This is a genomic window from Psychrobacter nivimaris (assembly GCF_043419765.1).
Lineage (GTDB): Bacteria > Pseudomonadota > Gammaproteobacteria > Pseudomonadales > Moraxellaceae > Psychrobacter.
This window is the reverse complement of sequence record NZ_JBHOFX010000007.1, coordinates 50,019-71,976: the sequence shown is the minus strand read 5'-3', so window position 1 is coordinate 71,976 and position 21,958 is coordinate 50,019. Positions and strand designations below refer to the sequence as shown.

The following is a 21,958-nucleotide window of genomic DNA, read 5'->3' as shown; positions in this document are numbered from 1 at the left end:
TTTTTTATATCATTCAGACTTGTTCAAACAGTTTGCTCAATTTAATAAGCTCTTTGTATTAAGCAGTAGCTAATGCTTGCGCGAGATCGGCTTTGATGTCTTCGATATGTTCGATACCAATCGACAGTCTTACCATATCCGTACTAACGCCTGCATTTTCTAGCTCTTGCTCATTTAACTGACGATGGGTCGTCGTCGCTGGATGACAGGCCAATGATTTTGCATCACCGATGTTTACCAAACGAGTAATCAGTTGCAGCGCATCGATAAAGCGCGCACCAGCTTCTAGTCCACCTTTGACGCCAAAGGTCAAGATAGCAGAAGGCGTGCCTTTCATATATTTTTTGGCAAGCTCGTGCTCAGGATGGTCAGACAGACCTGCGTATTTCACCCAAGCAACTTTATCATGGTCACGCAGATATTCTGCGACGGCTTGTGCGTTTTGCACGTGACGCTCCATACGCAGACTTAGCGTCTCCATACCTTGCAAGATACCAAAGGCATTTAGCGGGCTAAGTGCTGCGCCAGTGTTACGTAGTGGCGCAACGCGGGCACGGGCAATAAAGGCTGGCGCGCCTACGTCTTTTACGAAATTTACCCCATGATAGCTATGATCTGGCGTATTCAACAGTGGGAAACGCTCAGGGTAATCACCCCAAGCAAACTTGCCACTATCGACAATCGCACCACCGATTGAAGTACCCGTTCCGCTCATATACTTGGTTAATGAGTGAACTACGATATCTGCACCGAACTCAAATGGACGACATATCGCAGGCGTCGCCACCGTATTATCAATCACGACAGGTACGCCGTATTCATGAGCGACATCACTGAGCGCTTGAATATCGACGATATTACCTAGCGGGTTACCGATACTCTCTGCAAACACCATTTTGGTCTTGTCATCAATCAAGTCACGAATGGCTTCTGGGTCTTTATGATCGAAGAAGCGCACTTCGATACCTTGACGCGGCAATGCATGAGCAAATAAATTGTAAGTACCGCCATATAGCGTTGATACAGCGACGATATTGTCGCCTGCTTCGCAAATAGTCTGAATCGCATAAGTAATGGCAGCCATACCAGAGGCTACGGCAAGCGCACCGATGCCGCCTTCTAACGCAGCCACACGCTCTTCTAGTACCGCGTTGGTCGGATTCATGATACGAGTATAGATATTGCCTGCAACCTTTAAATCAAACAGATCTGCACCATGCTGAGTATTATCAAACGCATATGAACTGGTATGATAAATAGGCACGGCGACTGCTTTGGTCGTTGGCTCTACACTATAGCCTGCATGAATAGCTAAGGTCTCAAGACGTTGAGGGGTTTCTAATGGTTGGGCTGTCTGCTGGTCTGCTGATCCATCACTCATAGTACATTTCCTTATTTTGATAAAAGATGATTTGTTGACGACGTATCGCTCAAAAGTCATCTTAAAAAACTGTCTGCTAAATCATAGCAATAAAAAAAGCTGAGTTCATCATAACTCAGCTTCTTTATTAAAAGAATAGCAAAATACTCATCTCTTCATGACAAATATTCATAAGCAGCAAACCAAACAGGCATATCTATAATAGAGATAATGGCCACCTTTATAGCAGCCACTTTGCTTTTAACTATTTTTTATTTTATTTGTAGTAAGCATTCTCTGTACGAGTATGGTCAGTTTCATCAACCACTTGGGTCAATTCTGGAATTTGCTGTTTTAGCTGCACTTCAACGCCTTGACGTAGAGTCATATCAACCGCTGAACACCCTTGGCAACCACCACCGAACTTTAATACAGCGGTCAGACCAATACCTTCTTCATCAATAAGCTCAAGCAACTGTACGTCACCGCCATGCGCTGCCAAGCCAGGGTTAATCTCTGACTGCAATACATAGTTGATGCGCTCTTCGACACTGGCATCAGCGCCTACTTTAGGCACTTTAGAGTTTGGTGCGCGGAAAGTCAGCTGACCACCGAAACGGTCTTTATTATAATCAATGACCGCGTCTTCTAGATAAGGTACTGACGCTGCCTCAATAAAGGCAGAAAAGTTTTCATACGTAAAACGTAAGTCAGCGCTGTCTTCTTCGCCCGGCTGGTTATAAGCCATGCAGCACTCTGCACGCGGCGTACCAGGATGCTCAACGAAGATACGCACACCGATACCATCGGTATCTTGCTTAGACAACAAATCTGCCAAGTAGCCCTGAGCTGACTCAGTGATAGTGATGTTGCTTTTTGCTTCAACTTGCTCGGTATCTAGGGCTGATTCATAGCCAGCAGTTTGGTCTCGTTGGTTATCAGCTTGGTTTTGCTCACTCATAATGTTTCCTATGCGTTATGACACAAACGCTATATCTATTATGGCTACTGTGTCGTGAATTTGGATTTTTAAAATGTTTACGATTTATATAGGGCATGCAGACTGGCAATGATTGGTATTTATTATTGTATGACATTGGTCGACATGAGTATAAAGTTTAATCCGTCTATAGCAGTCATTATACCTGAATCAAGCATCAATTCCGACCACGCTACTGTGAATTGGACTGAGGCTATTGTAAATGGTCGTCATTGGTTTTTTTAATGATGCTAACAGATGGCAAAGTAACTCAATATTTAAACCATGACAGATAAACACGCTGAATGATTGTGTAGGCTGCCAAGTTATTCTCTATATAAAGACAGCGGTACCATTTATCAAGCGCACTCAGCGTTTTCGATATGCCATACCGTTCACATCTAGTCCGAGCAAGTCATCTGGTTTTGACGTAGTATTGATAATTTGAGTGGTTTTGCGCAGTAGCGTTATGAGCATGGTAGCTTTTAATCGCCTTGTACAAATATCAGCTTGTATAAAGATTACGTATTTTTTGGATAGGATCATTTTATGATGACACGGACGTTGCACCTAGTAAATACTAAGGATGATGAGAAAATTGCCGTTTGGAAAGTAGTCGATAATCCAGACAAAGATACGATAGCTAACACGTCAGAAAACAGCCTGCCTGACATCACACCGCAAAACATATTTTTGACGCATGGTACGTTTTCTGACAAGCAAACTTGCCTCAAAATCGCCGAATATTTTGCAGGGCTTGGTCATCACTGCTACATCATGGAATGGCGCGGACATGGTGATAGCTCGCTACCGAAAGAAAAATTCAACTTTGAGACCGTCGCCACTTACGACTATGAAGCGACTTTTCGTTATTTCTTTGAAGAATTAAAATTCGATAATATACATTGCGTCACTCATAGTGGTGGCGGTGTTGGCTTGACCATGTTTCTCGTCCAAAACCCAAGCTATATCGATAAGGTCAATAGCATCAGTATGTTTGCCTGCCAAGCTTTTGGGGCGGCGCAAGACTCGACCAGCCACGCAAAAATCCTTACCGCCAAGATAGTTACTCGATTGGTCGGCTTTATACCCGCTAAGCAGTTCAAGGTAGGCCCTTTTAACGAAAGCTACTATACGATGACCCAGTGGTACGATTGGAATTTGCGTAAAAATTTTAAAAGTAGCTTTTTAAAAAAGGCTCATTTTGATAAAGGCAGGACGAATACAGACGAAGTGAACGAAAACATTAATCAGCAGAAAAGTACTGGTGATGACTTTATCGACTATCGACATCATATGGCTCAGATTACCATTCCCGTTTATTCTATTAGCGCAAAAGGTGATAACTTCATATCCCCTACTCACGGCTGTCGTTTGTTTTTTGATGGCTTTAACAATTCAACCAATATCTTTCGAGAGTATTCGCTTAGTAATGGCAATTTAGATAACTATACGCACAGTCGCATTATGGTTAGTCGTAACGCAGCCACCGAGATTTGGCCAACGGTGACGGCATGGATAGAGAAGCATGCCAGTTAAAGCAGAGATGTCGTTTGGACGATTTCGATAATGACACACCCCTAAACATCTTTATACTTGTCAGAAAGTCATGGGCTGTGTCAGTATTAGCGTCATTAATTTTTAATCAATAAAAATAAGTCGTAGGAAATTGGCGTCTATGAGTGAATTATCAGAGCAACAGTCAGATAAGCAAAACCTAGATCAAAAAAGCAGTAAGCACTATCGTTATCTGGTCTTTATTGGACGCTTTCAGCCGTTTCATGCTGGGCACAAAGCCGTCATCGATGAGGCACTAAAACGCTCAGACGAAGTGATTATGCTGATCGGCTCAGCCAACTTGCCACGTAGCTTACGCAATCCGTTTAGCGTCGCTGAGCGTGCCGCAATGATTAAAGGTGCCTACTCTGAAGAAGAAGCCGCACGCATTCACTGTGTTGGCTTAGATGATGCACTCTACAATGACACCCGCTGGCTACAGTATGTGCAGGCAGGTGTGAAATCTGTCACTGGTGACTTGCTGACGGACATTGGCTTGATTGGTCATTCAAAAGACAGCTCATCTTACTATCTGTCATTGTTCCCCAACTGGGACTCTGTGTCAGTGCCCAATTATCATAACTTATCAGCCACGCCTATTCGTGACAGCTATCTGATGGGGGCCACGCCGACGCCCGAGCGTACGCCTGAGTCTACGCGCAACGTCCTCGATGCATTTAAACAAACTGACGACTATCATCAGCTGCATGAAGAAGCAGACTTTATTGATAAATATAAAAGACAGTGGGAGTCCGCACCATACCCGCCGACCTTTATGACAGCCGATGCATTGATTGTACAGTCAGGCCATATCTTACTGGTTGAGCGACGCAGTATGCCAGGTCGTGGACTCTGGGCGCTGCCAGGTGGATTTCTAAATCCAAAAGAGACGCTGTTTGATGCTTGTATCCGTGAGCTACGTGAAGAAACTCGCCTCAAAGTGCCCGAGCCAGTATTGCGCGGCTCCTGCCATAGCCAGCATACCTTTGACGATCCATATCGCTCAGCGCGTGGTCGCACCATTACTCAAGCGTTTTATTTTCAGCTCAAAAACGATCCAAAAGGTCTGCCAAAAGTAAAAGGTGGCGACGATGCGACCAAAGCATTTTGGCTACCCTTAGCTGAGCTCGATGCGAAGATGATGTTTGAAGATCACTATGCAATTATTACTAAGATGGTTGGGTTGTAGTTCGCTGCTAATCATTTTTTCTAGTAGCTTTCTTTGGTAGTCTTTTTTAGTAGCTTTTTCTAATAGCGACTTGAGCAAATTATCATCAATAACAACTATCACTAAATATCTCACTAATAACCTGATTCCAACGCCGATAGACGGCAATCAACTGCCGCCACTGTTCTTTTATTAAGACAGCTGCGGCAATTCAAAGCAGAGGAGTTCTGTGATGTACACCAGTAATCTAAACAATTTAATTTTAAATAGCGACAGCTATAAGACCTCACATTGGGTGCAATACCCAAGCGGTAGTGAGTATCTGTCAAGCTACATTGAGGCGCGCAAAGGTGATTACGATGTGGTGTTCTTTGGCTTGCAGGCCTTTATCAAAGAATATCTAAGTACTCCTATCACTCATCAAGATATCGATGAAGCCGAAAAGGTCATTCAAGCACATGGCCTAACCTTTAATCGTGCTGGCTGGGAGCATTTGATCGAAAAACACGACGGCTACTTGCCATTGCGTATCCAAGCCGTGCCCGAAGGCAGTATCGTGCCAGTGTCCAATGTAGTCTGCCAAGTAATCAATACCGATCCTGAGTTTTACTGGCTACCCAGCTATATCGAAACAGCATTATTGCGTGCGATTTGGTATCCATCCACGGTCGCTAGTGTCTCTCACTATTGCAAAGACATTATCCGTCAAGCGTTAGAAAAATCAGCGGACAATACAGAGTCCCTACCTTTTCGCTTGCATGACTTTGGTGCGCGTGGGGCATCGAGCCAAGAAACGGTTGCACTGGGTAGCTTAGCGCATTTGGTCAACTTTGCTGGTACTGACTCGATGACAGCGCTTATTGCTGCTAGTCGCTGGTATCAAATGGGTGATGATATGCCTGCATTCTCTATTCCAGCAGCCGAGCACAGTACGATGACAGCTTGGGGACGTGATGGCGAGACTGCTGCTTTTCACAATATGATCGAGCAGTTTGGCGGCGAAGACAAAGCCTTTTCAGTCGTTTCAGATAGTTATGATTTATGGAATGCCATCGACAATATCTGGGGCGACGCCTTGAAAGACGAAGTCAAAAATATGGGCGGCACTTTGGTCATTCGACCAGACAGCGGCGAACCTACCAAAGTCGTCCGTGAAGCGTTGGAGCGTTTGGCAGTGAAGTTCGGTACGACGGTAAACAGCAAGGGCTATAAAGTGCTGCCCGACTACGTACGCATCATCCAAGGTGATGGCATCAGCTCGCAAAGCTTAAGTAAAATTATTGATGTGGTCATCAAAGCGGGCTTTAGCATAGAAAACGTAACGTTTGGTATGGGCGGTGGTCTATTGCAGCAAGTCAACCGCGACACCATGAGTTGGGCGATGAAATCTAGCGCTATCTCTATAGATGGTGCATGGAAGGATATTTATAAAGATCCTGTCACCAGCCGCTCAAAACGCTCGAAAAAAGGACGATTGGCACTGGTAAAAGACGACAGCGGCCAGCTAACAACCGTCAAAGAAAATGAGATGAGCGACCCAACTGATAATCTATTACGTGATGTCTACGTCGATGGTAAATTGTTAATTGAAGACAGTCTCACGACTATCAGGGAACGTGCAGGATGGTAGACACTAATAAGCTGACATCGGTTGCAAGAGACGTCTTACTTGCCCCTGTCTACCTCTATCAAGGTCGCAAAATCAAGCGTGATACGGTTCGCTTGCCTGAACCACATGGCGAAAGGCACGGCGTAATTGAGCTGCCTCAAGCGAAAGATGAAGTATCAACGCGAGACGCTAAGACATTTAACCTCATGGTCGTCGGTGATTCGGCAGCAGCAGGTGTGGGTAGCCAAACGCAACAAGAAGCGTTGGTCGGTAAGCTCATCCCAATACTTGAGCAAAACAAAGCTATTCAAGCAAACTTTGCTCGACTCAATTGGTCATTGCAAGCGACAACAGGTCATACTAGCTTTGATATTCTACGCAGGTTATATGTCCTACCGGCTCCTGAGCAGTCTATTGATGTGATGTTGCTAAGCGTAGGGGTCAATGATACAACGTCCAATGTCTCTGTGCATAAATGGCAACAGCAAATTGAAGACATTATCAATATCGCACAGCGCAAATTTGGCGTACGAGAATTGGTTTTTTTAAGTTTGCCGCCGATGGCGCAAATGCCTGCAATCCCTGCCCCGCTCAATAACTTTGTGGGTGCAAAAGCATCGGCACTTGATGGGATATTGCAGCAGGTCTGTGCGGCTCATGCTGGTGTTACGTATATGGCAACCGACTTTACACGGATGCTAGAGGAGCATGCAAATGGCTCGGCTATCGATATCAATGTGATGTTTGCCAGTGATGGATTTCATCCTAGCAGTCTGATGTACGGCTATTGGGCGCAGCAAATCGTAGAGACTATTATTCAGTTACTAGATTCTATTCAGATATTGGACTCGTCTACCACTGAGTTTGAGCGCTAAAAACTTGATAGCCTGATTTTTAGATAATAGAAAATTAAACCAAAAAAAACCGCTGAATAATCAGCGGTTTTTTATTGCTTAGCGAAATATATTTACACCATAAGTGTAAATTATTCAGCAGCGTCTGCAGCTTTCTTGCTACGGCCACCAAATGCGCCAAAGCGTTTGTTGAAGCTTGCAACACGACCTTCAGTAGAAGTTTTACGTTGCTCACCAGTATAGAATGGATGCGACGCACTTGAGATATCAAGTGGGTAGTATGGGTATTCTTTACCTTCGTATTCACGAGTCGCTTTAGTTTTAGCAGTTGAGCGAGTCAAAAAGAACACGTCAGCGTTAGTGTCGTGGAACAAAACTTCTTGGTAATTAGGATGGATATCTTTACGCATAATATACTCTCTAGGTCCGATGTATGTACGACGTCTAAATACAGCATCATCGATGATGTATCAAACAAATAATGACATACGTAACTGAGGCACTAAGGACATTACAAGTATGGCAACTGCGTCACTGGCTTATTCCAGCACCCAACACCACCCTTCTGTTCGCTTAGCCTTTCCCCAGCGGGAAAATTAAACCGCGATTTTAACGGTTTTTGACGTAAGACGCAAGGAGCAGTTGTGATAGAGATATGTGATAAGTTGTCACTGAAAGCTCGAGAGTGTTGAGATAGGCGATTGATTTTAGTACAGTAATAAAGTTAGTTAAATTAATCAATGATATATACTATTGTAGATAATCTAACCAAATACAACCTTAGCTCTTAATTGTACATAGTATGCTTAAAGGGTACAGCTACGCGATACAAACTCCATTTAAACATCGCTACTAGCAACTAATTTACTTCTCAATCACCCACAACTTAATTAGATTAAATAAGGACCATTTAATGATAAACACTAAAATAAGCACGGCCACCAAAGCACTATTTATTAGCTCAGCATTAGCAGTTACTACCATGGCAAGCGCCGCCCTACCGACCCAATGGCAGCTAGATGACTCACATACTCGCGTCGGATTTTCTGTCAGTCATATGGGATTCTCGACCACCATGGGTCATTTTAGTGATGTCAAAGGTATGGTGAATTACGACATCAAAGCACCCGATAAAACCAGCATGAACTTTACCATTGCGACTGACAGTATCGATACCAATTGGGACGCCCGTGACAAGCATCTAAAGACGGATGAGTTTTTTAATGTTGCAAAGTATCCAAACATGACTTTCAAATCTACTCAGGTCAAATTCATCAATCCACAACAGGCCAAAGTAACCGGTGACTTCACTTTACTTGGTCAAACCAAACCACTAACCTTAGATGTCACGTTAAACAAAATCGCTAATAGCCCTCTTACTAAAGAGCCAGTCGTTGGTTTCCGTGCCACTGGTACACTTGATCGCGCCGCTTATGGTATGACTGCTTACGCTGACGGTATCACTACCAACGTCCCTATCCAAATCGATGGCGAGCTAGTAGAAAAGAAATAACAGTAAGCTTATAGCTCTCTAATAACTGTCGACAAGAACAAGAAAAGCAGCCCTGCCCTCATTTATAGAGGCAGGCTGCTTTTTTATTTCCTATAGATTCTTCTATGCTCTAAACATACATATATTCATTATTTTACATAAAAGGTTTTTATGTACTTGAAGGCTTCATACTTTGTTGTTATATTCGTATATACGGATTTACGAATATATAACGCAACACTGAGGGAGCAGCAACGTGGATACAGTACAAGTTGATTACATAGCGATAGATGCTGAGTGGGATAAGAAGGTATCAAATCATCATTTTGATATATACCACTTATCTGGTTGGATTGCGGCCTCAGCTGTCATCGACAAGGGCAAACCTCAAGGAATCATCGCTCACTATAAAAACAAGGAAGTATTGTTACCCATCATAGTTAGAGACATTGACTCAGAGCACTGGGATGCTACTTCCACTTATGGTTACGGTGGTCCGTTGATGGACAAAACCCTCACTGATGCTGAGTTAGACGTCGTACTAGATGAGATAAGAGCCTTTCTTTGCGAAAGAGGCTGCGTGTCTTTGTTTATGCGGTTGCACCCGATTATTAATAAAGAATGGATACCCACAGTTGGCAAAGCACTGACTCACGGACTGACCTTGATGTCTGATTTAAGTAAGTCTGAAGAAGAGCATTGGAGCGAAACACAAAATCGACATCGCCGCGGTATCAAAAAAGCCATAAAAATGGATGTCGTGACAAAAACAGAATTCTTAACTCGGCAGAACGCGATGGTGTTTTCAGACATTTATAAAGAGACAATGCGACACGTCAAGGCCAGTGATTATTACTTCTTTGATGATGATTATTTCTTTAATTTGCTTGAGAACCTTCAAGAAAAAATACTGCTGATAACTGCCTATCAAGACGATAAAGCGATTGGGTCTTCTATATATACGCTCTGCCAAGAGTCTGGCATTATGCAGTTCCACCTTGGCGGCACGCTGAACGCCTATACGCATCTGCAACCTTCTAAACTTATTACTCATGTCGCTCGCAATTGGGGACGAGAGAACCGTTATGAAGTGCTACATCTTGGCGGCGGCGTTGGTTCCAATTTAGACTCTTTATATGAGTATAAAAAAGGCTTTAGCTCGCAAGAGTTACTATTCAAGTCTTATAGACTCGTCGTCAATGCAACGAGATATACAGAGTTGGTGGCGGATATCTGGTTCACGGAAAGTGATCTGCTCTCAGACTTTTTTCCTTTATATAGAAAAGAGCCTAGCAAAGAAGAAGTGTTAGAGACCATTCAGGTTGAGCCTTTAGCAAAGGTGACATAGGACAGATTGCATCTAATACTAGAGAATATATGAACGCTACTGTTAATATAGTAAAAAGTAACCCCAAGCAAATAAAAAGCAGCCTGCCTCTATAATTGAGGACAGGCTGCTTTTTTGTCTTAACGTTTTCGAGTTAGTTTATATCTAACACCTGTTATTTACTTGGGATAACGTGCCAAGCGCCAAGTTTATCATCACCGTCTTTGTCACCAACTTTTGTATCGTTAGCATAGAAGTATAAAGGCTTACCATTCATTGCCCACTGATATTTGCCATCTTCACGCTTGAATGCAGCGAACTGACCTGAGGCTTTGGCATTACTGGGTGCTTTGAAAATTGGCCAAACAACTTGGCAGGCTGCACCGCAATCTGACTTGTCCATAGAGTCTTTATCAAACGTATATAACGTCATATGGTTAGTAGCATCTACCAACACCCCATTCTTGCTAGTGACTGGTGCGGTATTATTGCTCGTTGCCTGTACTTCATGCGTACCCGACATATCATTACCGACTACGTTTTTTAAAGTAGTACAGCCAGTTAGTGCCAATACACCTGTTAGTGCCGATAACATCATTATATTTTTCATCATAACTTCCTTGTAATTTTAGTCGTATTTTTTATAGCGATAAGCTTGTGGTTGTTTACTTTGTCGACTGTCCCTTTTGTTAATTCTGATATTTGTAATTTTGAACAGTCATCAAAACAGAACCTACGCTTATTGTTAAGCAAAATAAATATAGCATATGGTTTTATATTATCTTGATAATCAATATACACGCTTACAAAAGTGGTCGAATTTTACAAAACAATAAAACGAGCTTATTTTCGATTTCACAAGTTTGCCACCTCTCTCGTTTACTCTATTTTCAGACAGACTTGTTTCTCTGAAAAACTTCACACATATAGCGACTCGTTGACAAAACTCATGCATCTTCTTACGTATTTCCCATCATATTGTCTGTAGTTCTTCGTAAAATAATCCTATAGAGATGAAGAATGGCTAAACAATAGAAAAGGTGACTATTGAAGTTTAGATTTGTGTGTTGAACTTAATTACCTTCGCACGCATATCAAGAAATATAGAACATTGAATAAATATACCGAGCACGGCCTAATACAGATGCTATTAAGGATACAACGACGACAATGACTCAGTCTTTTGATAAAAATTACTCTCAATCCTTTAATCGTGATGCTCATTCTGGGGTGTTATCTTATGGGGCAAAAAACACTCAACCTAAAAAGCGCGTTGGCATTTTGGGCGGTGGTACTGCGGGATCGACGATTGCGATTCGACTTGCTGCATTAGGATTAGAGACCTACTTATTCGAGAAGAAAAAATCACTCATTGATGGACCACCTATGTGTCATTTGCATGCAGGTGGTAATTTGTACCGTGAAATACCTGACGAAGATTGCGTAGCGCTGCTCAAGCAATGTATCGATATTTTACGCTTATATCCGCACACTATTGACGTTCGTCCTACTGTGTTTGCCGTACCGACACGTGACGAAGGATTGCCTGAAGATTTACTACCGCGTTTAGACATTTTGACTGATGCTTATCAAGAACTGATCGAGCAAGATGCTAATAATAAGGTATTGGGCGAGCCTGAAGATTACTATCAGCTTTATAGCCATGAGCAATTGATTGAGCTGTCTGAACGTGAGCAAGTCGCTGTACCAAGCACAGTTGATGAGTGGATGATTCCAGTCGCTAGATACTTGGATTTGAACAAGGTTAAATTTCCGTTAATTGTTGTCCAAGAATATGGTTGGAACATTTTTCGTCTAGCCGCTTCTGCCAAGCTTGCACTTGAAGAGTACGACAATGCGCACGTATTTACCGAAACTGCTGTGCAAAAAGTCGTGCCGGTAGATTGTGAGAACTGTACCAATGCTGACCATCATGTCACCAAATGGCGTATCGACTATCAACAAATCCATAGTCAAGAACACGCCTCTCAGCCTGAGTCTATCGAAGTTGATTACCTAGTCAATGCTTGCGGATTCCGTACGGGTATTATTGACGATATGGTCGGTGTCGAAGTCACGCGTATGGTTGAGTTCAAATCGTCTTATGTGACCCATTGGGGCGATGCTGGTGGACAGATACCAGAGATTATCGTCTATGGTCAACGAGGTACGCCAGAAGGTATGGCACAGCTTACGCCCTACCCTGATGGATATTTTCAGATTCACGGTATGAGTAAAGCTATTACCTTGTTTGATGATGGTCTTGTCGCATCAAGTGAAGACAGTGCGCAGCCCAAACTACCACAGCAATACGTACATTATATTGAAGACGGTTGGGATAAAGCGCCCCTACAGGCACGTAGTCAGCAAGCGATTGAATATGTGGCGGAGTTTGTACCGACATTTAACAGCGCACGTACTGTTGGTAACGCGCTATACGGTGGGCAGCAGATTCCTGGACAAGATGATACGCTGCGAGTCGCTGACGTGAGTTTATACTCTAATATACGCTATGCCCGTGCAGAAAACGTCAAAGCATCTTCGACCTTGATTGCCGCTGATCAAATCGTTAATGAGCTGACAGATCTAGGTTTGATAGAGAACGATACACCTCTGAATCGTAGTCGCTATGCCCATGAATGGTCATATCTTGTCCATAACGATAGCCTCGCTGTCGATGAGGTTGCACGTGAGCTCGCTGAACAACGTGGATTTCCAATCGCTATGGCTCATGTCAATCATAGTATTCGTGAAGTAGCATTGGACGATCTCACGCCTGCTGATGCCTAATAGACGTGCTTCGCTGATAGGTTGTTAATACATATAACAAAGGAGCAGATAACCGAGATTTGGTTGTCTGCTCCTTTTTTGCAATAGCTTTTGATATTTAAGCATTTGCTGTGTATGAATAGCGATACGGCTTAACTATTACTGCCTGCCATTTTCTCTGTATCCACAGCATCATCTATGGTCACTACTGTTTGTAGCATATCGATCGCTTCGCTGATGGTATTACACACCACTAGACGATCTAAATCTTCCTGCTTCATAAAACCTTGCTCAGTGGTATATTTCAAATGCTCAATCATACGGTCATAAAAACCATTGATGTTCAAAATGATCATTGGCTTTTCGTGTTGGTACAATTGACGCCACGTAGCGATTTCCATGATTTCTTCTAATGTTCCTAACCCGCCTGGTAGCGTGATAAAGGCATCGGCATACTCTGCCATGACGGTCTTACGCGTGTGCATAGTGTCAGTCAAATGCAACCGAGTCAGCTGCTCGTGAGCGATTTCGTGCTTGAGCATAAAGGTTGGAATCACGCCCACTGCTTGCGCGCCGCCATTGATTACTTCATCTGCAACTGCGCCCATCAGACCGATACTAGCGCCACCATATACTAGCCCCATGCCATTATTTGCCAAGGCACTGCCGAGCTCGCGTGCTGCCTGTTCATAAACGTCACCATTGCCCAAGCGTGAACCGCAATACACAGCCACGAGCGGCATTGATAGGGCAGACTTGTCGACTGCTTTTTCAATATTGGTAATGTCTTTGCTTGTGATTACATCATAAGTATCATCGTTGATTTTCATTTGCATATAGCTTCCTTAATTACCTGTCAGTTTTTATTGAGTGCTTGTTATTAGTGAGGGCTGCATACCGACACCTATCATTTATATTGTCATGCACATGATTCATAAGACAAACTCAGCCAAGCTATACGAAACTTGGAAGTCATATTTGAGCAACTGTCTTGCCAGCATTTATCTTAACATAAGCAATGCTACCACATAGTCACAACGATTTATCACTACGCAACGACTACACTTTCAAGATGCGCATTTATTGTTCATCATAGCTTTATATTCATTATCTACTAATAAAAATACTAAGGTATACCCATGGATAATCACAATGCCTCTCCTACCGCCGAGCTATCAAGCTCTGTGGTTAATAGCACTCTCACTAATAAAAGTAATGTGCATGACGCGAGTAATATTGATATTTACTCATTAAGCATCATGACTGATCGCAACCAAGCATTGGCGGCTACTGTCTATCGCCCTAAAGATGCAACAAAAAAAGCAATCATGATGGCACCAGCCACAGGTATTAAGCGCCGCTTTTATCATAACTTTGCGACCTACCTAGCAGAAAGCGGCTTTGGGGTGCTGACCTTCGATAATGAAGGAATCGGTGAGTCACTATCGACCGATCTGGCAAAATGTAGCGCTTCCTTGATCAGTTGGGGTCGCCATGACATGCCTGCCGTACTTGATGCCTTACAAGATGAGTTTCCTGAGGCTTCTTATCATCTTATCGGTCATAGCGCAGGTGGTCAGCTCATCGGCTTGATGCCTAACTATCAAGCGATTAGCTCAGTGTTCAATGTCGCTTGCTCGTCAGGGCGTATCAAAAATATGGGCATGCCATATAAGCTCAAAGCCATGGGTTTTATGGATGCGTTTATTCCATTCACTAATTTAACACTGGGCTATACACCTTCAGACAAAATCGGTATGGGTGAGCCGCTGCCACGCGGCGTGGCTCGTCAATGGCGTGAATGGTGCAATGGCGCGGGCTATATCAAGACCGCATTTGGCAAAAGCATACACACGCATTTCTACGATGAGCTCAGTATGCCAGCACTGTGGCTTGGCTTTAGCGATGACGATATCGCCAACAGTGAAAACATGGACGATATGATAAGGGTATTTACAAAAATGCCCGTAGAAAAGCGTTTCTTAGATCCTGAAGATTTTGGGCTAAATCATATCGGTCATATGCGCTATTTTAGCAGTAAGACCAATATCAAAGCGCCGCAGCTATGGCAGATGGCGGTGACATGGTTGCACGACCAACCATAATCTTATCGTCACGTAGCCTCTTATATATTAGCTACGTAATAACTTAGATTACTTTTTCGCGTTTTCTGCTTCATCCAGTTGTAAGCGTTTAGTCAGTGCCGAATACAGCGAAGGCTGCATGTTATGAATATTGCCTATCATCCATTTAACATAGCTGATGGGCACGTCTTTAATCGGCTTGCCTTTATGCTTACCAAACGGCATTTTGCTCACAGGAGTCGCTTTATTAGAGATAGCATGTGCCGCTGCAAAATCTGTCGGCGCAATCTCTAGACGCTCACAGCATGCTTGATACAGCAGATAGCACATTCGAGCATCGCCAAGCGCGTCATGAGCGGCAATTGTCATTGCACTCGCCTCACCCTTACCCAACAGCTGCTCGATACACTTAGACTGACCGTAAGCACGCCATTCTGGAAAAGCTGCCCGCGCAAGTCTCACTGTACAAATCAGCTTAGCAGAAGGACTGCCAATCACTCGCCAATCAAAACGTACGTTATGGCCAATCAAGTATTCTGGCAATTCAAACTGCTCCAACTCAAAGCGCTCAAGTCCAGCCACATCATCATCAGTAATACCATGCACCTTTATGACAATGGGTGAAATAGATCGACCACTGTTAAAGTATTTCATCCACTCAAAACCAGTTGCTACATTGATAGTAGCAACTTGAATGGGTCTGGGATCACTGCCCTGATCTGTTTCGGTATCGATAACCAGCGCTGTTGTGTCGCGCGTGGCAGAAATATCAGCAGGCTTAAAAGCATCATTCATAAAATATTAACCATCAGTAGCAACTGTCTATTCTCAGCAGAAATGTTAAGTAGATAAAAATATATTTGCTGTCTATATCCTTAACCATAATGATATCTATGGGGGTAAAAACGATAGATAACAATGCGATACATATGTTGTTAGACGAAGCTCTTATAATAAAAACTCAAATGACATCAAATATATATGAGACATCAATGCTAGCAGATGGAAATAACCAGCCTCCCAGACCTTCTTTTTTCAGTCGTTTAATAAGCCTCTTAATTAAGGCTATCGTATTGCTAGCACTGTTATTTGTCTTTGATAAACTGCTACCCAGTATCAGTCAACAAACGCAATCATTTGTGGTTGCCAAATGGCAGCAATTGAGTCTATTGCAACAAGAGCTACCGACCGAAAATAGCTTGCCCAGTCCACTACCAGAACGAAACCTGACAGATACTTGGGGCGCGGCACGTAGTCAAGGCCGCTCCCACGAAGGTATCGATATCTTTGCGCCGCGTAATACTCCCGTGCAGTCAACCACACAAGGCGTGGTAAGCAAGGTTGGTGAAAACACATTGGGTGGGCGCGTAGTCGTGGTGGTAGGGCCTGGTGGCGCAGGACATTACTACGCTCATCTAGAAGACTATGCTGACATCTCCCCCAATGACTGGGTCAATCAGGGCGATGTAATCGGTTATGTAGGTGATAGCGGTAATGCAAAAGGGACACCGACACACGTACATTATGGTATCTATATTAATGGCAGTGCGGTCAACCCTTATCCGCTTTTGCAAAAGGATTAACGAATACAGAAAAGTATATCGTTGCCCCGAGCTGAAGTAGTGCTAAGTTTGCATTAATCACAAAACTGAAGCCGAAAAACCAACGCTAATACAGACTAGAAATCATATTAATTGGCTGTGACAGATCTGACGTAATTTGAGGGAAATACCACACTAAATGTCGACCCTTCCCCTTCTACTGAATCGATTTGCAATTGCGCTTCGTGCTGGTGTAATACATGTTTTACAATCGCGAGTCCCAACCCCGTACCACCTGTCGCACGGCTGCGACCTTTGTCGATACGATAGAAACGCTCTGTCAAACGGGCGATATGCTCTGACGCAATACCGATCCCATCATCTTCAACCGCGAAACGGCAACCATCAGACGTCCTTGTCCAGCTGATAGTGATATTGCCACCCTTTGGCGTATATTTGATCGCATTGATTACCAAATTGGATAGCGCACTATTTAAGTACATCTCTGACCCGTACAGCCCATCATACGTATCTATATGCAAATGAATGATGTGTTTGTATGCTTGGTTGTAGGCCTGTGCATCGTCGTAGATATTGGTTAGTAGCTTAGTCATATCTATGTAATGCAGCTCGTGTGACTCTTCGATTTCAATCTTAGACAGTAGCAGTAAGTCGTTCACAATTCTGTTCATACGGGCAGTTTGCTGCGTCATCAGCTCAAAACCGCGACGCCATTGCGGCGGCATATCTGGCTGATCGGAGAAATTTTCCAGATAGCCCATCATCACAGTTAATGGTGTTCTAAGCTCATGCGAGACATTCGCCACAAAATCTTGACGCATTTGCTCTAAATGCCGCAGGCGGGTCACGTCATATACAAACAGCAGTTTTTCATCACCGAAAGGAGTCAGTTCACACTTCAAGTAGCGACTAGGATCTCGCCATGATTCTATATGGACGCCATCGTTGGGTATCGTTGTACCTTCATAGTACTGGCGGAACTCAGGTACAGTAATAAAGTCAAAAATATTTTGACCTTTGTCCTCTGGCTGTAGCAGCAATAAGTCTTGTGCTGCCTGATTCCACCACTCTAAACCGTCAGTATTATTGAGCAAAATCACTGCATCGCGCAAGGCTCGTAGTGCACTGCCGATTTTTTTGAGTTGCTCAGCTGTACTTTGAGTAGATATTTGCTCTAATAGAGCTGATTGCTCACGTTGTGCTGGCGCTATCTTGTCCATTTCTTATCCTTACCACTATCCGCTGCCTCAATATCGCTGCGGCATTATTTGTACAAGATTAACTTGGCTCAATCAGGCTAGAAAATCGGTAGCCTGTCCCGCGTACTGTCTGTATCAATGTATCACAGTCATAAGGTCGCAGTAATTTACGTAGACGTTTGATATGCACATCGATGGTTCGGTCTTCGATATATACATTGCCGCCCCATACCTGATCGAGCAGCTGCGTTCGTGTATAGGCGCGCTCAGGGTGACTCATAAAAAATGCCAATAGACGATACTCTGTGGGCCCAACATCAACGATTTTACCTGCAGCTGTCACGCGCTGACTCTTGGTATCTAGACTTAACTGTCCAATTTCGATAGGTTTGTCGCTGCTCATCGCGCTACTGCGGCGTAGTACGGCTTTGATTCTAGAAATCAGCTCACGAGTCGAAAAAGGCTTGGTCATGTAATCATCTGCCCCTGCATCAAGACCATGCACCTTACTGTCTTCTTCACTTTTTGCCGTTAGCATAATGACTGGTATTTCAGAGAGCAGCTCATCGTTTTTGAGCATACGACAAAAATCCACACCGCTCTTGTCACCTGGCAACATCCAGTCTAACAGTATCAGTGACGGTCTATGATCGACCACTTGCTGATGCGCCTCTGACACGTCAGCCGCTTGCAAGCTATCAAACCCAGCCATCTCTAGCGTCATGACAACCATTTCACGAATCGCAGGCTCATCTTCAACAATCAAAATTTGCTCATTATACATAGGACATTCTCGGTGTTAGAGGACAAAATCTAGCATGTAAAAAGGCGATATATACTCACCAGTCTCTACCTATTAAACGGATTAATTATGACAGCTTGATGACACTCTAAAATCAGATTTCTAGTAAAAAATTGAGCGGCCCATCATTGACGCTCGACACTTGCATATCCGCACCAAACTGACCAGTTGCCACGTTAGGGTGCTTAGTTTTGGCATAGTCGACCAATTGTTCAAATAACGCTTGCGCCGCAGCAGGTACCATTGCTCCACCAAAGTCTGGTCGGCGCCCTTTGTCTGTTTTTGCCATTAGGGTAAATTGTGAAACTAAAAGCAACCCACCAGCAACCTGCTGAACGTTTTTATCCAGTTTACCAAATTTGGCCGGATCATCGTCATTTTCAAAAATGCGATAAGTCAGTATTTTGTCAATCATACGCTGGGCAGCGGCGAAATCGTCTTCATGCCCTAAGCCAATATATGCCAATACCCCATGCTCAATCTCGCCAATACACTGCTGATCGACGACCACACTAGCGTGCTTCACCCGCTGTATGAGTGCTTTCATTTACTAATTCCTTAACAGATTATGGCCATACAATAATATGCTGTCCATGATAAAATACCGTCATTAACTTAACTATTATTAGGGCGTGTTTGATATTCACAAATAGGTACTGCGGATCGCTAAAACTGTTCCAGACAAGGCGTAAAACGACGATAATGCTCATGCCTTATCTAGATCTACAACGTAGTATGGCGCAATTTTAGCCACTGTCAGTGCCATGGTCGAATTTCCAACACGCCCCCATTACATTACACCTTATTTTGGTAGCCTTATTATGAATGTATTTACCACCTTACAACAGCTTGTGCCGCAGCAAAAGCTCAGTAAAGTCGCTGGACGTTTGGCCGCCAGTCGCCATCCTTATGTCAAACGCACCTTTATCCGTAGCTTTGCCAAAGCTTATAATATCAGCTTAGACGAGTACGAACGCCAAAGCCTTAACGCTTATGAAAGTTTTAATGACTTTTTTACCCGCGAGTTAAAAGAAGACGCTCGTACTATCGACGCCACTGCAAACGGTATCGTGAGTCCTGCGGACGGTATTATCTCTCAGCTAGGACAAATCGAAGACCACAAACTACTACAGGCAAAAGGTCGTCACTATGATGTCGGCCAACTACTTGCTGATAGTGAAGATGGCAGTTATTTCGCTGATGGCAGTTTTGCGACTATCTACTTGGCGCCTAGCAACTATCACCGTGTGCATATGCCATTTACTGGCACATTGACTAAGACTCGCTATGTGCCTGGTACACTGTTTTCGGTCAACAATACTACGGCGGCTAACGTGCCAGACTTGTTTGCGCGTAATGAACGTCTGGTCTGTATGTTTGATACCAAGTATGGCAAAGCAGCTGTTGTGATGGTTGGTGCTATGATTGTCGCTGGTATCGAAACCGTCGCGACAGGCAAGATTGCTCGTACTGACGACATATTCGAGTCTGATCATGACATGCAGTTTGTAGCAGGCGAAGAGCTTGGACGCTTCTATCTAGGCTCAACGGCTATCGTAGTATTACCAAAAGCAGCAAAGGCTGACTGGCTAGATAGTATGCAAGCCAACGGCGTCGTGCAAATGGGACAGTTGCTAGGAATGGCGAACGCTCAATAACACGCCTGTATAAAAATAATTAAAACATCAGCCTAATTAAGCGTAAATCATAATGCTTAATTGGGCTTTTTTTATGCCTGCTACTTATGTAGATTTACGCATCAATTAACCAGCCTTTCTGAGTTGCGTATTCAATATTATGTGAGAGCCAATCATGGATAGGAGGAAAGCTGTCTTTGATAAATGCATGAGCACCCGCCACTTGCGAGCGCGTAACGCCAAGCTCAATCCACGTTTTACCATCGGTATTTAGATTGAGTAAAAACGGCAATAAGCGATCAACCACTCTGAGCAACTGGCTCTCTTTGCTACTTCCTGTTTCTTGCGCTTCCCAAACCTCACTCAAATCACTAATGCCATTGCCTCGCTCACGTTGCAATCTGGCAATACCTGCACGCTCTTCGACGTGTGCATCAGTACGCGTATCGGCATATAAAAAAGTATCGCCCGCATCAATCTCACCTAAATCATGGACTAACGCCATCTTCAGCAATTTTTCATGATTAACATCTAGCGCAAATAATTCAGCAATCGACCAACAGGCCATCGCTAAATGCCAAGAGTGTTCGGCAGAGTTTTCTTTGCGAGTGGTCTGTGTCACATAGCTGCGGCGATTCACGCGTTTGAGCGCATCTAACTCCAATAAGAAATGAGTGACATCATCGATTTGGATATGTGAAGTAGATTCGGAGTTAGTGAGTGATATAGAGCTGGCTTGCGACATTGATTTTCTCTGGTTTTCTCTAGTTATTGGTTTTAACGCTTATAAGTTCTAGCGATTTTAAGTTTCATTGCTCAAGGTATTATAGTTAGTTTGATATCTAGCAATGGTTAAAAAACTATTACCGTTATCAAAAAAATAGCGCTTATTTTACCAAGCGCTATCTATTATAAATTAGAAGATAAATGGTTAAATTGACATTTATCCAAGTCTTTAAGCAACTAAAGCTTAACCACCTACTTAATCAAATTAATAATGGTTTTAAACGCAGGATCTTCGCGGCTACGGCACAGTTCAAACAAGATTGATTCGACAGTACTAATCACCCCACCTGCACGGCGAATACGGCGAATGGCTTGCTTTTTGTCATAAGGAAAACGAGAACCCACCGCATCCCCAATAATGACAGGCTGCATACCATTATCCAATAAATCCAGTGCCGTCTGCATAATACAGACATGAGCCTCAGCACCAAAAAGCAGAACAGTACTACGGTTCTGCTGCGCTAGATGGTGCCATGAATCATTATTATCGCAGGCACTAAAGGTAACCTTTTCAAAGCTCTTGGCATTATCTCCTTCAAGTACGTCGCGCAGCTCTGGTAAGGTATCGCCCAAGCCTTTTTTATATTGTTCATTGAGCATGATTGGAATATTGAGCGCTTGCAGCCCTTTAATCAAGGTAACGGTTTTTTTGACGATATTTTCGTGGTCATAGATATGCGGCGTTAAGCGCTCTTGCACATCAACAATCATCGCTTGGGTATTCTCACGAGCGATTCGATAGGTGCGATCATTAATCATAGTAGACATAGTAC

The 21,958-nt window shown here is 43.5% G+C and carries 21 protein-coding genes; 10 read left to right on the top strand and 11 right to left on the bottom strand.

What is annotated here, in order from left to right:
- Positions 1–58 precede the first annotated feature (58 nt).
- Both ACHEVO_RS13285 and nfuA read right to left on the bottom strand, forming a co-directional pair.
- Positions 59–1,381 carry an O-acetylhomoserine aminocarboxypropyltransferase/cysteine synthase family protein gene (locus ACHEVO_RS13285; RefSeq protein WP_394125222.1) on the bottom strand — a complete coding sequence of 441 codons (1,323 nt, stop codon included), beginning with the start codon at positions 1,379–1,381 and terminating at the stop codon, positions 59–61.
- 256 nt (positions 1,382–1,637) lie between these two features.
- Positions 1,638–2,321: a Fe-S biogenesis protein NfuA gene (gene nfuA, locus ACHEVO_RS13280; protein ID WP_394125221.1), complete on the bottom strand. Its 684-nt coding sequence runs from the start codon at positions 2,319–2,321 to the stop codon at positions 1,638–1,640.
- Between the two features lie 567 nt (positions 2,322–2,888).
- On the opposite strand from nfuA, the gene ACHEVO_RS13275 reads away from it, so the two are divergent.
- From ACHEVO_RS13275 to ACHEVO_RS13260, 4 genes are all read left to right on the top strand, one after another.
- Positions 2,889–3,878, top strand: coding sequence for an alpha/beta fold hydrolase (locus ACHEVO_RS13275; RefSeq protein ID WP_394125220.1), 990 nt, complete (start codon positions 2,889–2,891; stop codon positions 3,876–3,878).
- A gap of 139 nt (positions 3,879–4,017) precedes the next feature.
- Entirely contained in the window at positions 4,018–5,085 is a 1,068-nt protein-coding gene (locus ACHEVO_RS13270) for a bifunctional nicotinamide-nucleotide adenylyltransferase/Nudix hydroxylase (protein ID WP_394125219.1), read from the top strand.
- A gap of 211 nt (positions 5,086–5,296) precedes the next feature.
- Entirely contained in the window at positions 5,297–6,694 is a 1,398-nt protein-coding gene (locus ACHEVO_RS13265) for a nicotinate phosphoribosyltransferase (protein ID WP_394125218.1), read from the top strand.
- Entirely contained in the window at positions 6,688–7,548 is an 861-nt protein-coding gene (locus tag ACHEVO_RS13260; RefSeq protein ID WP_394125217.1) for an SGNH/GDSL hydrolase family protein, read from the top strand. The genes ACHEVO_RS13265 and ACHEVO_RS13260 overlap by 7 nt, the downstream gene beginning before the upstream one ends.
- Positions 7,549–7,658: 110 nt before the next feature.
- Here the strand turns inward: ACHEVO_RS13260 and ACHEVO_RS13255 are convergent, their stop codons facing one another.
- Complete coding sequence (locus ACHEVO_RS13255) at positions 7,659–7,937, bottom strand: type B 50S ribosomal protein L31 (RefSeq protein WP_057761772.1); 279 nt, start codon at positions 7,935–7,937, stop codon at positions 7,659–7,661.
- 503 nt (positions 7,938–8,440) lie between these two features.
- Between ACHEVO_RS13255 and ACHEVO_RS13250 the strand changes: the two genes are divergently transcribed.
- Positions 8,441–9,040, top strand: coding sequence for a YceI family protein (locus ACHEVO_RS13250; protein ID WP_394125216.1), 600 nt, complete (start codon positions 8,441–8,443; stop codon positions 9,038–9,040).
- Positions 9,041–9,275: 235 nt separating this feature from the next.
- On the top strand, positions 9,276–10,367 hold the full coding sequence (locus ACHEVO_RS13245; protein ID WP_394125215.1) for a GNAT family N-acetyltransferase: 1,092 nt from the start codon (positions 9,276–9,278) through the stop codon (positions 10,365–10,367).
- Positions 10,368–10,521: 154 nt separating this feature from the next.
- On the opposite strand, the gene ACHEVO_RS13240 is transcribed toward ACHEVO_RS13245, so the two are convergent.
- Complete coding sequence (locus ACHEVO_RS13240; RefSeq protein WP_394125214.1) at positions 10,522–10,959, bottom strand: hypothetical protein; 438 nt, start codon at positions 10,957–10,959, stop codon at positions 10,522–10,524.
- Between the two features lie 557 nt (positions 10,960–11,516).
- Here ACHEVO_RS13240 and ACHEVO_RS13235 point away from each other — a divergent pair.
- Positions 11,517–13,136, top strand: a complete 1,620-nt coding sequence (locus ACHEVO_RS13235; protein ID WP_394125213.1) for an FAD-dependent oxidoreductase — start codon at positions 11,517–11,519, stop codon at positions 13,134–13,136.
- A 131-nt stretch (positions 13,137–13,267) separates the two neighbouring features.
- On the opposite strand, the gene ACHEVO_RS13230 is transcribed toward ACHEVO_RS13235, so the two are convergent.
- Complete coding sequence (locus ACHEVO_RS13230; RefSeq protein WP_057761780.1) at positions 13,268–13,951, bottom strand: LOG family protein; 684 nt, start codon at positions 13,949–13,951, stop codon at positions 13,268–13,270.
- A gap of 423 nt (positions 13,952–14,374) precedes the next feature.
- Between ACHEVO_RS13230 and ACHEVO_RS13225 the strand changes: the two genes are divergently transcribed.
- On the top strand, positions 14,375–15,220 hold the full coding sequence (locus ACHEVO_RS13225) for an alpha/beta hydrolase family protein (protein WP_394125234.1): 846 nt from the start codon (positions 14,375–14,377) through the stop codon (positions 15,218–15,220).
- Positions 15,221–15,268: 48 nt separating this feature from the next.
- Here the strand turns inward: ACHEVO_RS13225 and ACHEVO_RS13220 are convergent, their stop codons facing one another.
- Positions 15,269–15,994, bottom strand: coding sequence for a putative quorum-sensing-regulated virulence factor (locus ACHEVO_RS13220; RefSeq protein WP_394125212.1), 726 nt, complete (start codon positions 15,992–15,994; stop codon positions 15,269–15,271).
- Positions 15,995–16,191: 197 nt separating this feature from the next.
- Here ACHEVO_RS13220 and ACHEVO_RS13215 point away from each other — a divergent pair, with 197 nt between their 5' ends.
- Positions 16,192–16,782 (top strand): M23 family metallopeptidase, encoded by a 591-nt coding sequence (locus tag ACHEVO_RS13215; RefSeq protein ID WP_101205360.1) that lies wholly within the window; start codon positions 16,192–16,194, stop codon positions 16,780–16,782.
- 107 nt (positions 16,783–16,889) lie between these two features.
- Here ACHEVO_RS13215 and phoR read toward each other — a convergent pair whose 3' ends face one another.
- The 3 genes from phoR to dtd all read right to left on the bottom strand — a co-directional run bounded on the left by phoR (position 16,890) and on the right by dtd (position 19,309).
- Complete coding sequence (gene phoR / locus ACHEVO_RS13210; protein ID WP_394125211.1) at positions 16,890–17,981, bottom strand: phosphate regulon sensor histidine kinase PhoR; 1,092 nt, start codon at positions 17,979–17,981, stop codon at positions 16,890–16,892.
- 58 nt (positions 17,982–18,039) lie between these two features.
- Positions 18,040–18,744 (bottom strand): phosphate regulon transcriptional regulator PhoB, encoded by a 705-nt coding sequence (phoB, locus tag ACHEVO_RS13205; protein WP_057761786.1) that lies wholly within the window; start codon positions 18,742–18,744, stop codon positions 18,040–18,042.
- 112 nt (positions 18,745–18,856) lie between these two features.
- Positions 18,857–19,309 carry a D-aminoacyl-tRNA deacylase gene (dtd, locus tag ACHEVO_RS13200; protein ID WP_394125210.1) on the bottom strand — a complete coding sequence of 151 codons (453 nt, stop codon included), beginning with the start codon at positions 19,307–19,309 and terminating at the stop codon, positions 18,857–18,859.
- Positions 19,310–19,583: 274 nt separating this feature from the next.
- Between dtd and asd the strand changes: the two genes are divergently transcribed.
- Positions 19,584–20,420 carry an archaetidylserine decarboxylase gene (gene asd, locus ACHEVO_RS13195; protein WP_394125209.1) on the top strand — a complete coding sequence of 279 codons (837 nt, stop codon included), beginning with the start codon at positions 19,584–19,586 and terminating at the stop codon, positions 20,418–20,420.
- Positions 20,421–20,514: 94 nt separating this feature from the next.
- Here the strand turns inward: asd and ACHEVO_RS13190 are convergent, their stop codons facing one another.
- Both ACHEVO_RS13190 and ACHEVO_RS13185 read right to left on the bottom strand, forming a co-directional pair.
- Positions 20,515–21,144, bottom strand: a complete 630-nt coding sequence (locus tag ACHEVO_RS13190) for an HD domain-containing protein (protein WP_394125208.1) — start codon at positions 21,142–21,144, stop codon at positions 20,515–20,517.
- Positions 21,145–21,377: 233 nt separating this feature from the next.
- Complete coding sequence (locus ACHEVO_RS13185) at positions 21,378–21,953, bottom strand: isochorismatase family protein (RefSeq protein WP_394125207.1); 576 nt, start codon at positions 21,951–21,953, stop codon at positions 21,378–21,380.
- Between the last annotated feature and the right edge of the window lie 5 nt (positions 21,954–21,958).

What these genes read in the sequence shown, in the direction of transcription:
- ACHEVO_RS13285 (WP_394125222.1), bottom strand. Translation starts at nt 1,381, where the DNA reads ATGAGTGATGGATCAGCAGACCAGCAGACAGCCCAACCATTAGAAACC.
- nfuA (WP_394125221.1), bottom strand. Translation starts at nt 2,321, where the DNA reads ATGAGTGAGCAAAACCAAGCTGATAACCAACGAGACCAAACTGCTGGC.
- ACHEVO_RS13275 (WP_394125220.1), top strand. Translation starts at nt 2,889, where the DNA reads ATGATGACACGGACGTTGCACCTAGTAAATACTAAGGATGATGAGAAA.
- ACHEVO_RS13270 (WP_394125219.1), top strand. Translation starts at nt 4,018, where the DNA reads ATGAGTGAATTATCAGAGCAACAGTCAGATAAGCAAAACCTAGATCAA.
- ACHEVO_RS13265 (WP_394125218.1), top strand. Translation starts at nt 5,297, where the DNA reads ATGTACACCAGTAATCTAAACAATTTAATTTTAAATAGCGACAGCTAT.
- ACHEVO_RS13260 (WP_394125217.1), top strand. Translation starts at nt 6,688, where the DNA reads ATGGTAGACACTAATAAGCTGACATCGGTTGCAAGAGACGTCTTACTT.
- ACHEVO_RS13255 (WP_057761772.1), bottom strand. Translation starts at nt 7,937, where the DNA reads ATGCGTAAAGATATCCATCCTAATTACCAAGAAGTTTTGTTCCACGAC.
- ACHEVO_RS13250 (WP_394125216.1), top strand. Translation starts at nt 8,441, where the DNA reads ATGATAAACACTAAAATAAGCACGGCCACCAAAGCACTATTTATTAGC.
- ACHEVO_RS13240 (WP_394125214.1), bottom strand. Translation starts at nt 10,959, where the DNA reads ATGATGAAAAATATAATGATGTTATCGGCACTAACAGGTGTATTGGCA.
- ACHEVO_RS13235 (WP_394125213.1), top strand. Translation starts at nt 11,517, where the DNA reads ATGACTCAGTCTTTTGATAAAAATTACTCTCAATCCTTTAATCGTGAT.
- ACHEVO_RS13230 (WP_057761780.1), bottom strand. Translation starts at nt 13,951, where the DNA reads ATGCAAATGAAAATCAACGATGATACTTATGATGTAATCACAAGCAAA.
- ACHEVO_RS13225 (WP_394125234.1), top strand. Translation starts at nt 14,375, where the DNA reads ATGACTGATCGCAACCAAGCATTGGCGGCTACTGTCTATCGCCCTAAA.
- ACHEVO_RS13220 (WP_394125212.1), bottom strand. Translation starts at nt 15,994, where the DNA reads ATGAATGATGCTTTTAAGCCTGCTGATATTTCTGCCACGCGCGACACA.
- ACHEVO_RS13215 (WP_101205360.1), top strand. Translation starts at nt 16,192, where the DNA reads ATGCTAGCAGATGGAAATAACCAGCCTCCCAGACCTTCTTTTTTCAGT.
- phoR (WP_394125211.1), bottom strand. Translation starts at nt 17,981, where the DNA reads ATGGACAAGATAGCGCCAGCACAACGTGAGCAATCAGCTCTATTAGAG.
- phoB (WP_057761786.1), bottom strand. Translation starts at nt 18,744, where the DNA reads ATGTATAATGAGCAAATTTTGATTGTTGAAGATGAGCCTGCGATTCGT.
- dtd (WP_394125210.1), bottom strand. Translation starts at nt 19,309, where the DNA reads ATGAAAGCACTCATACAGCGGGTGAAGCACGCTAGTGTGGTCGTCGAT.
- asd (WP_394125209.1), top strand. Translation starts at nt 19,584, where the DNA reads ATGAATGTATTTACCACCTTACAACAGCTTGTGCCGCAGCAAAAGCTC.
- ACHEVO_RS13190 (WP_394125208.1), bottom strand. Translation starts at nt 21,144, where the DNA reads ATGTCGCAAGCCAGCTCTATATCACTCACTAACTCCGAATCTACTTCA.
- ACHEVO_RS13185 (WP_394125207.1), bottom strand. Translation starts at nt 21,953, where the DNA reads ATGTCTACTATGATTAATGATCGCACCTATCGAATCGCTCGTGAGAAT.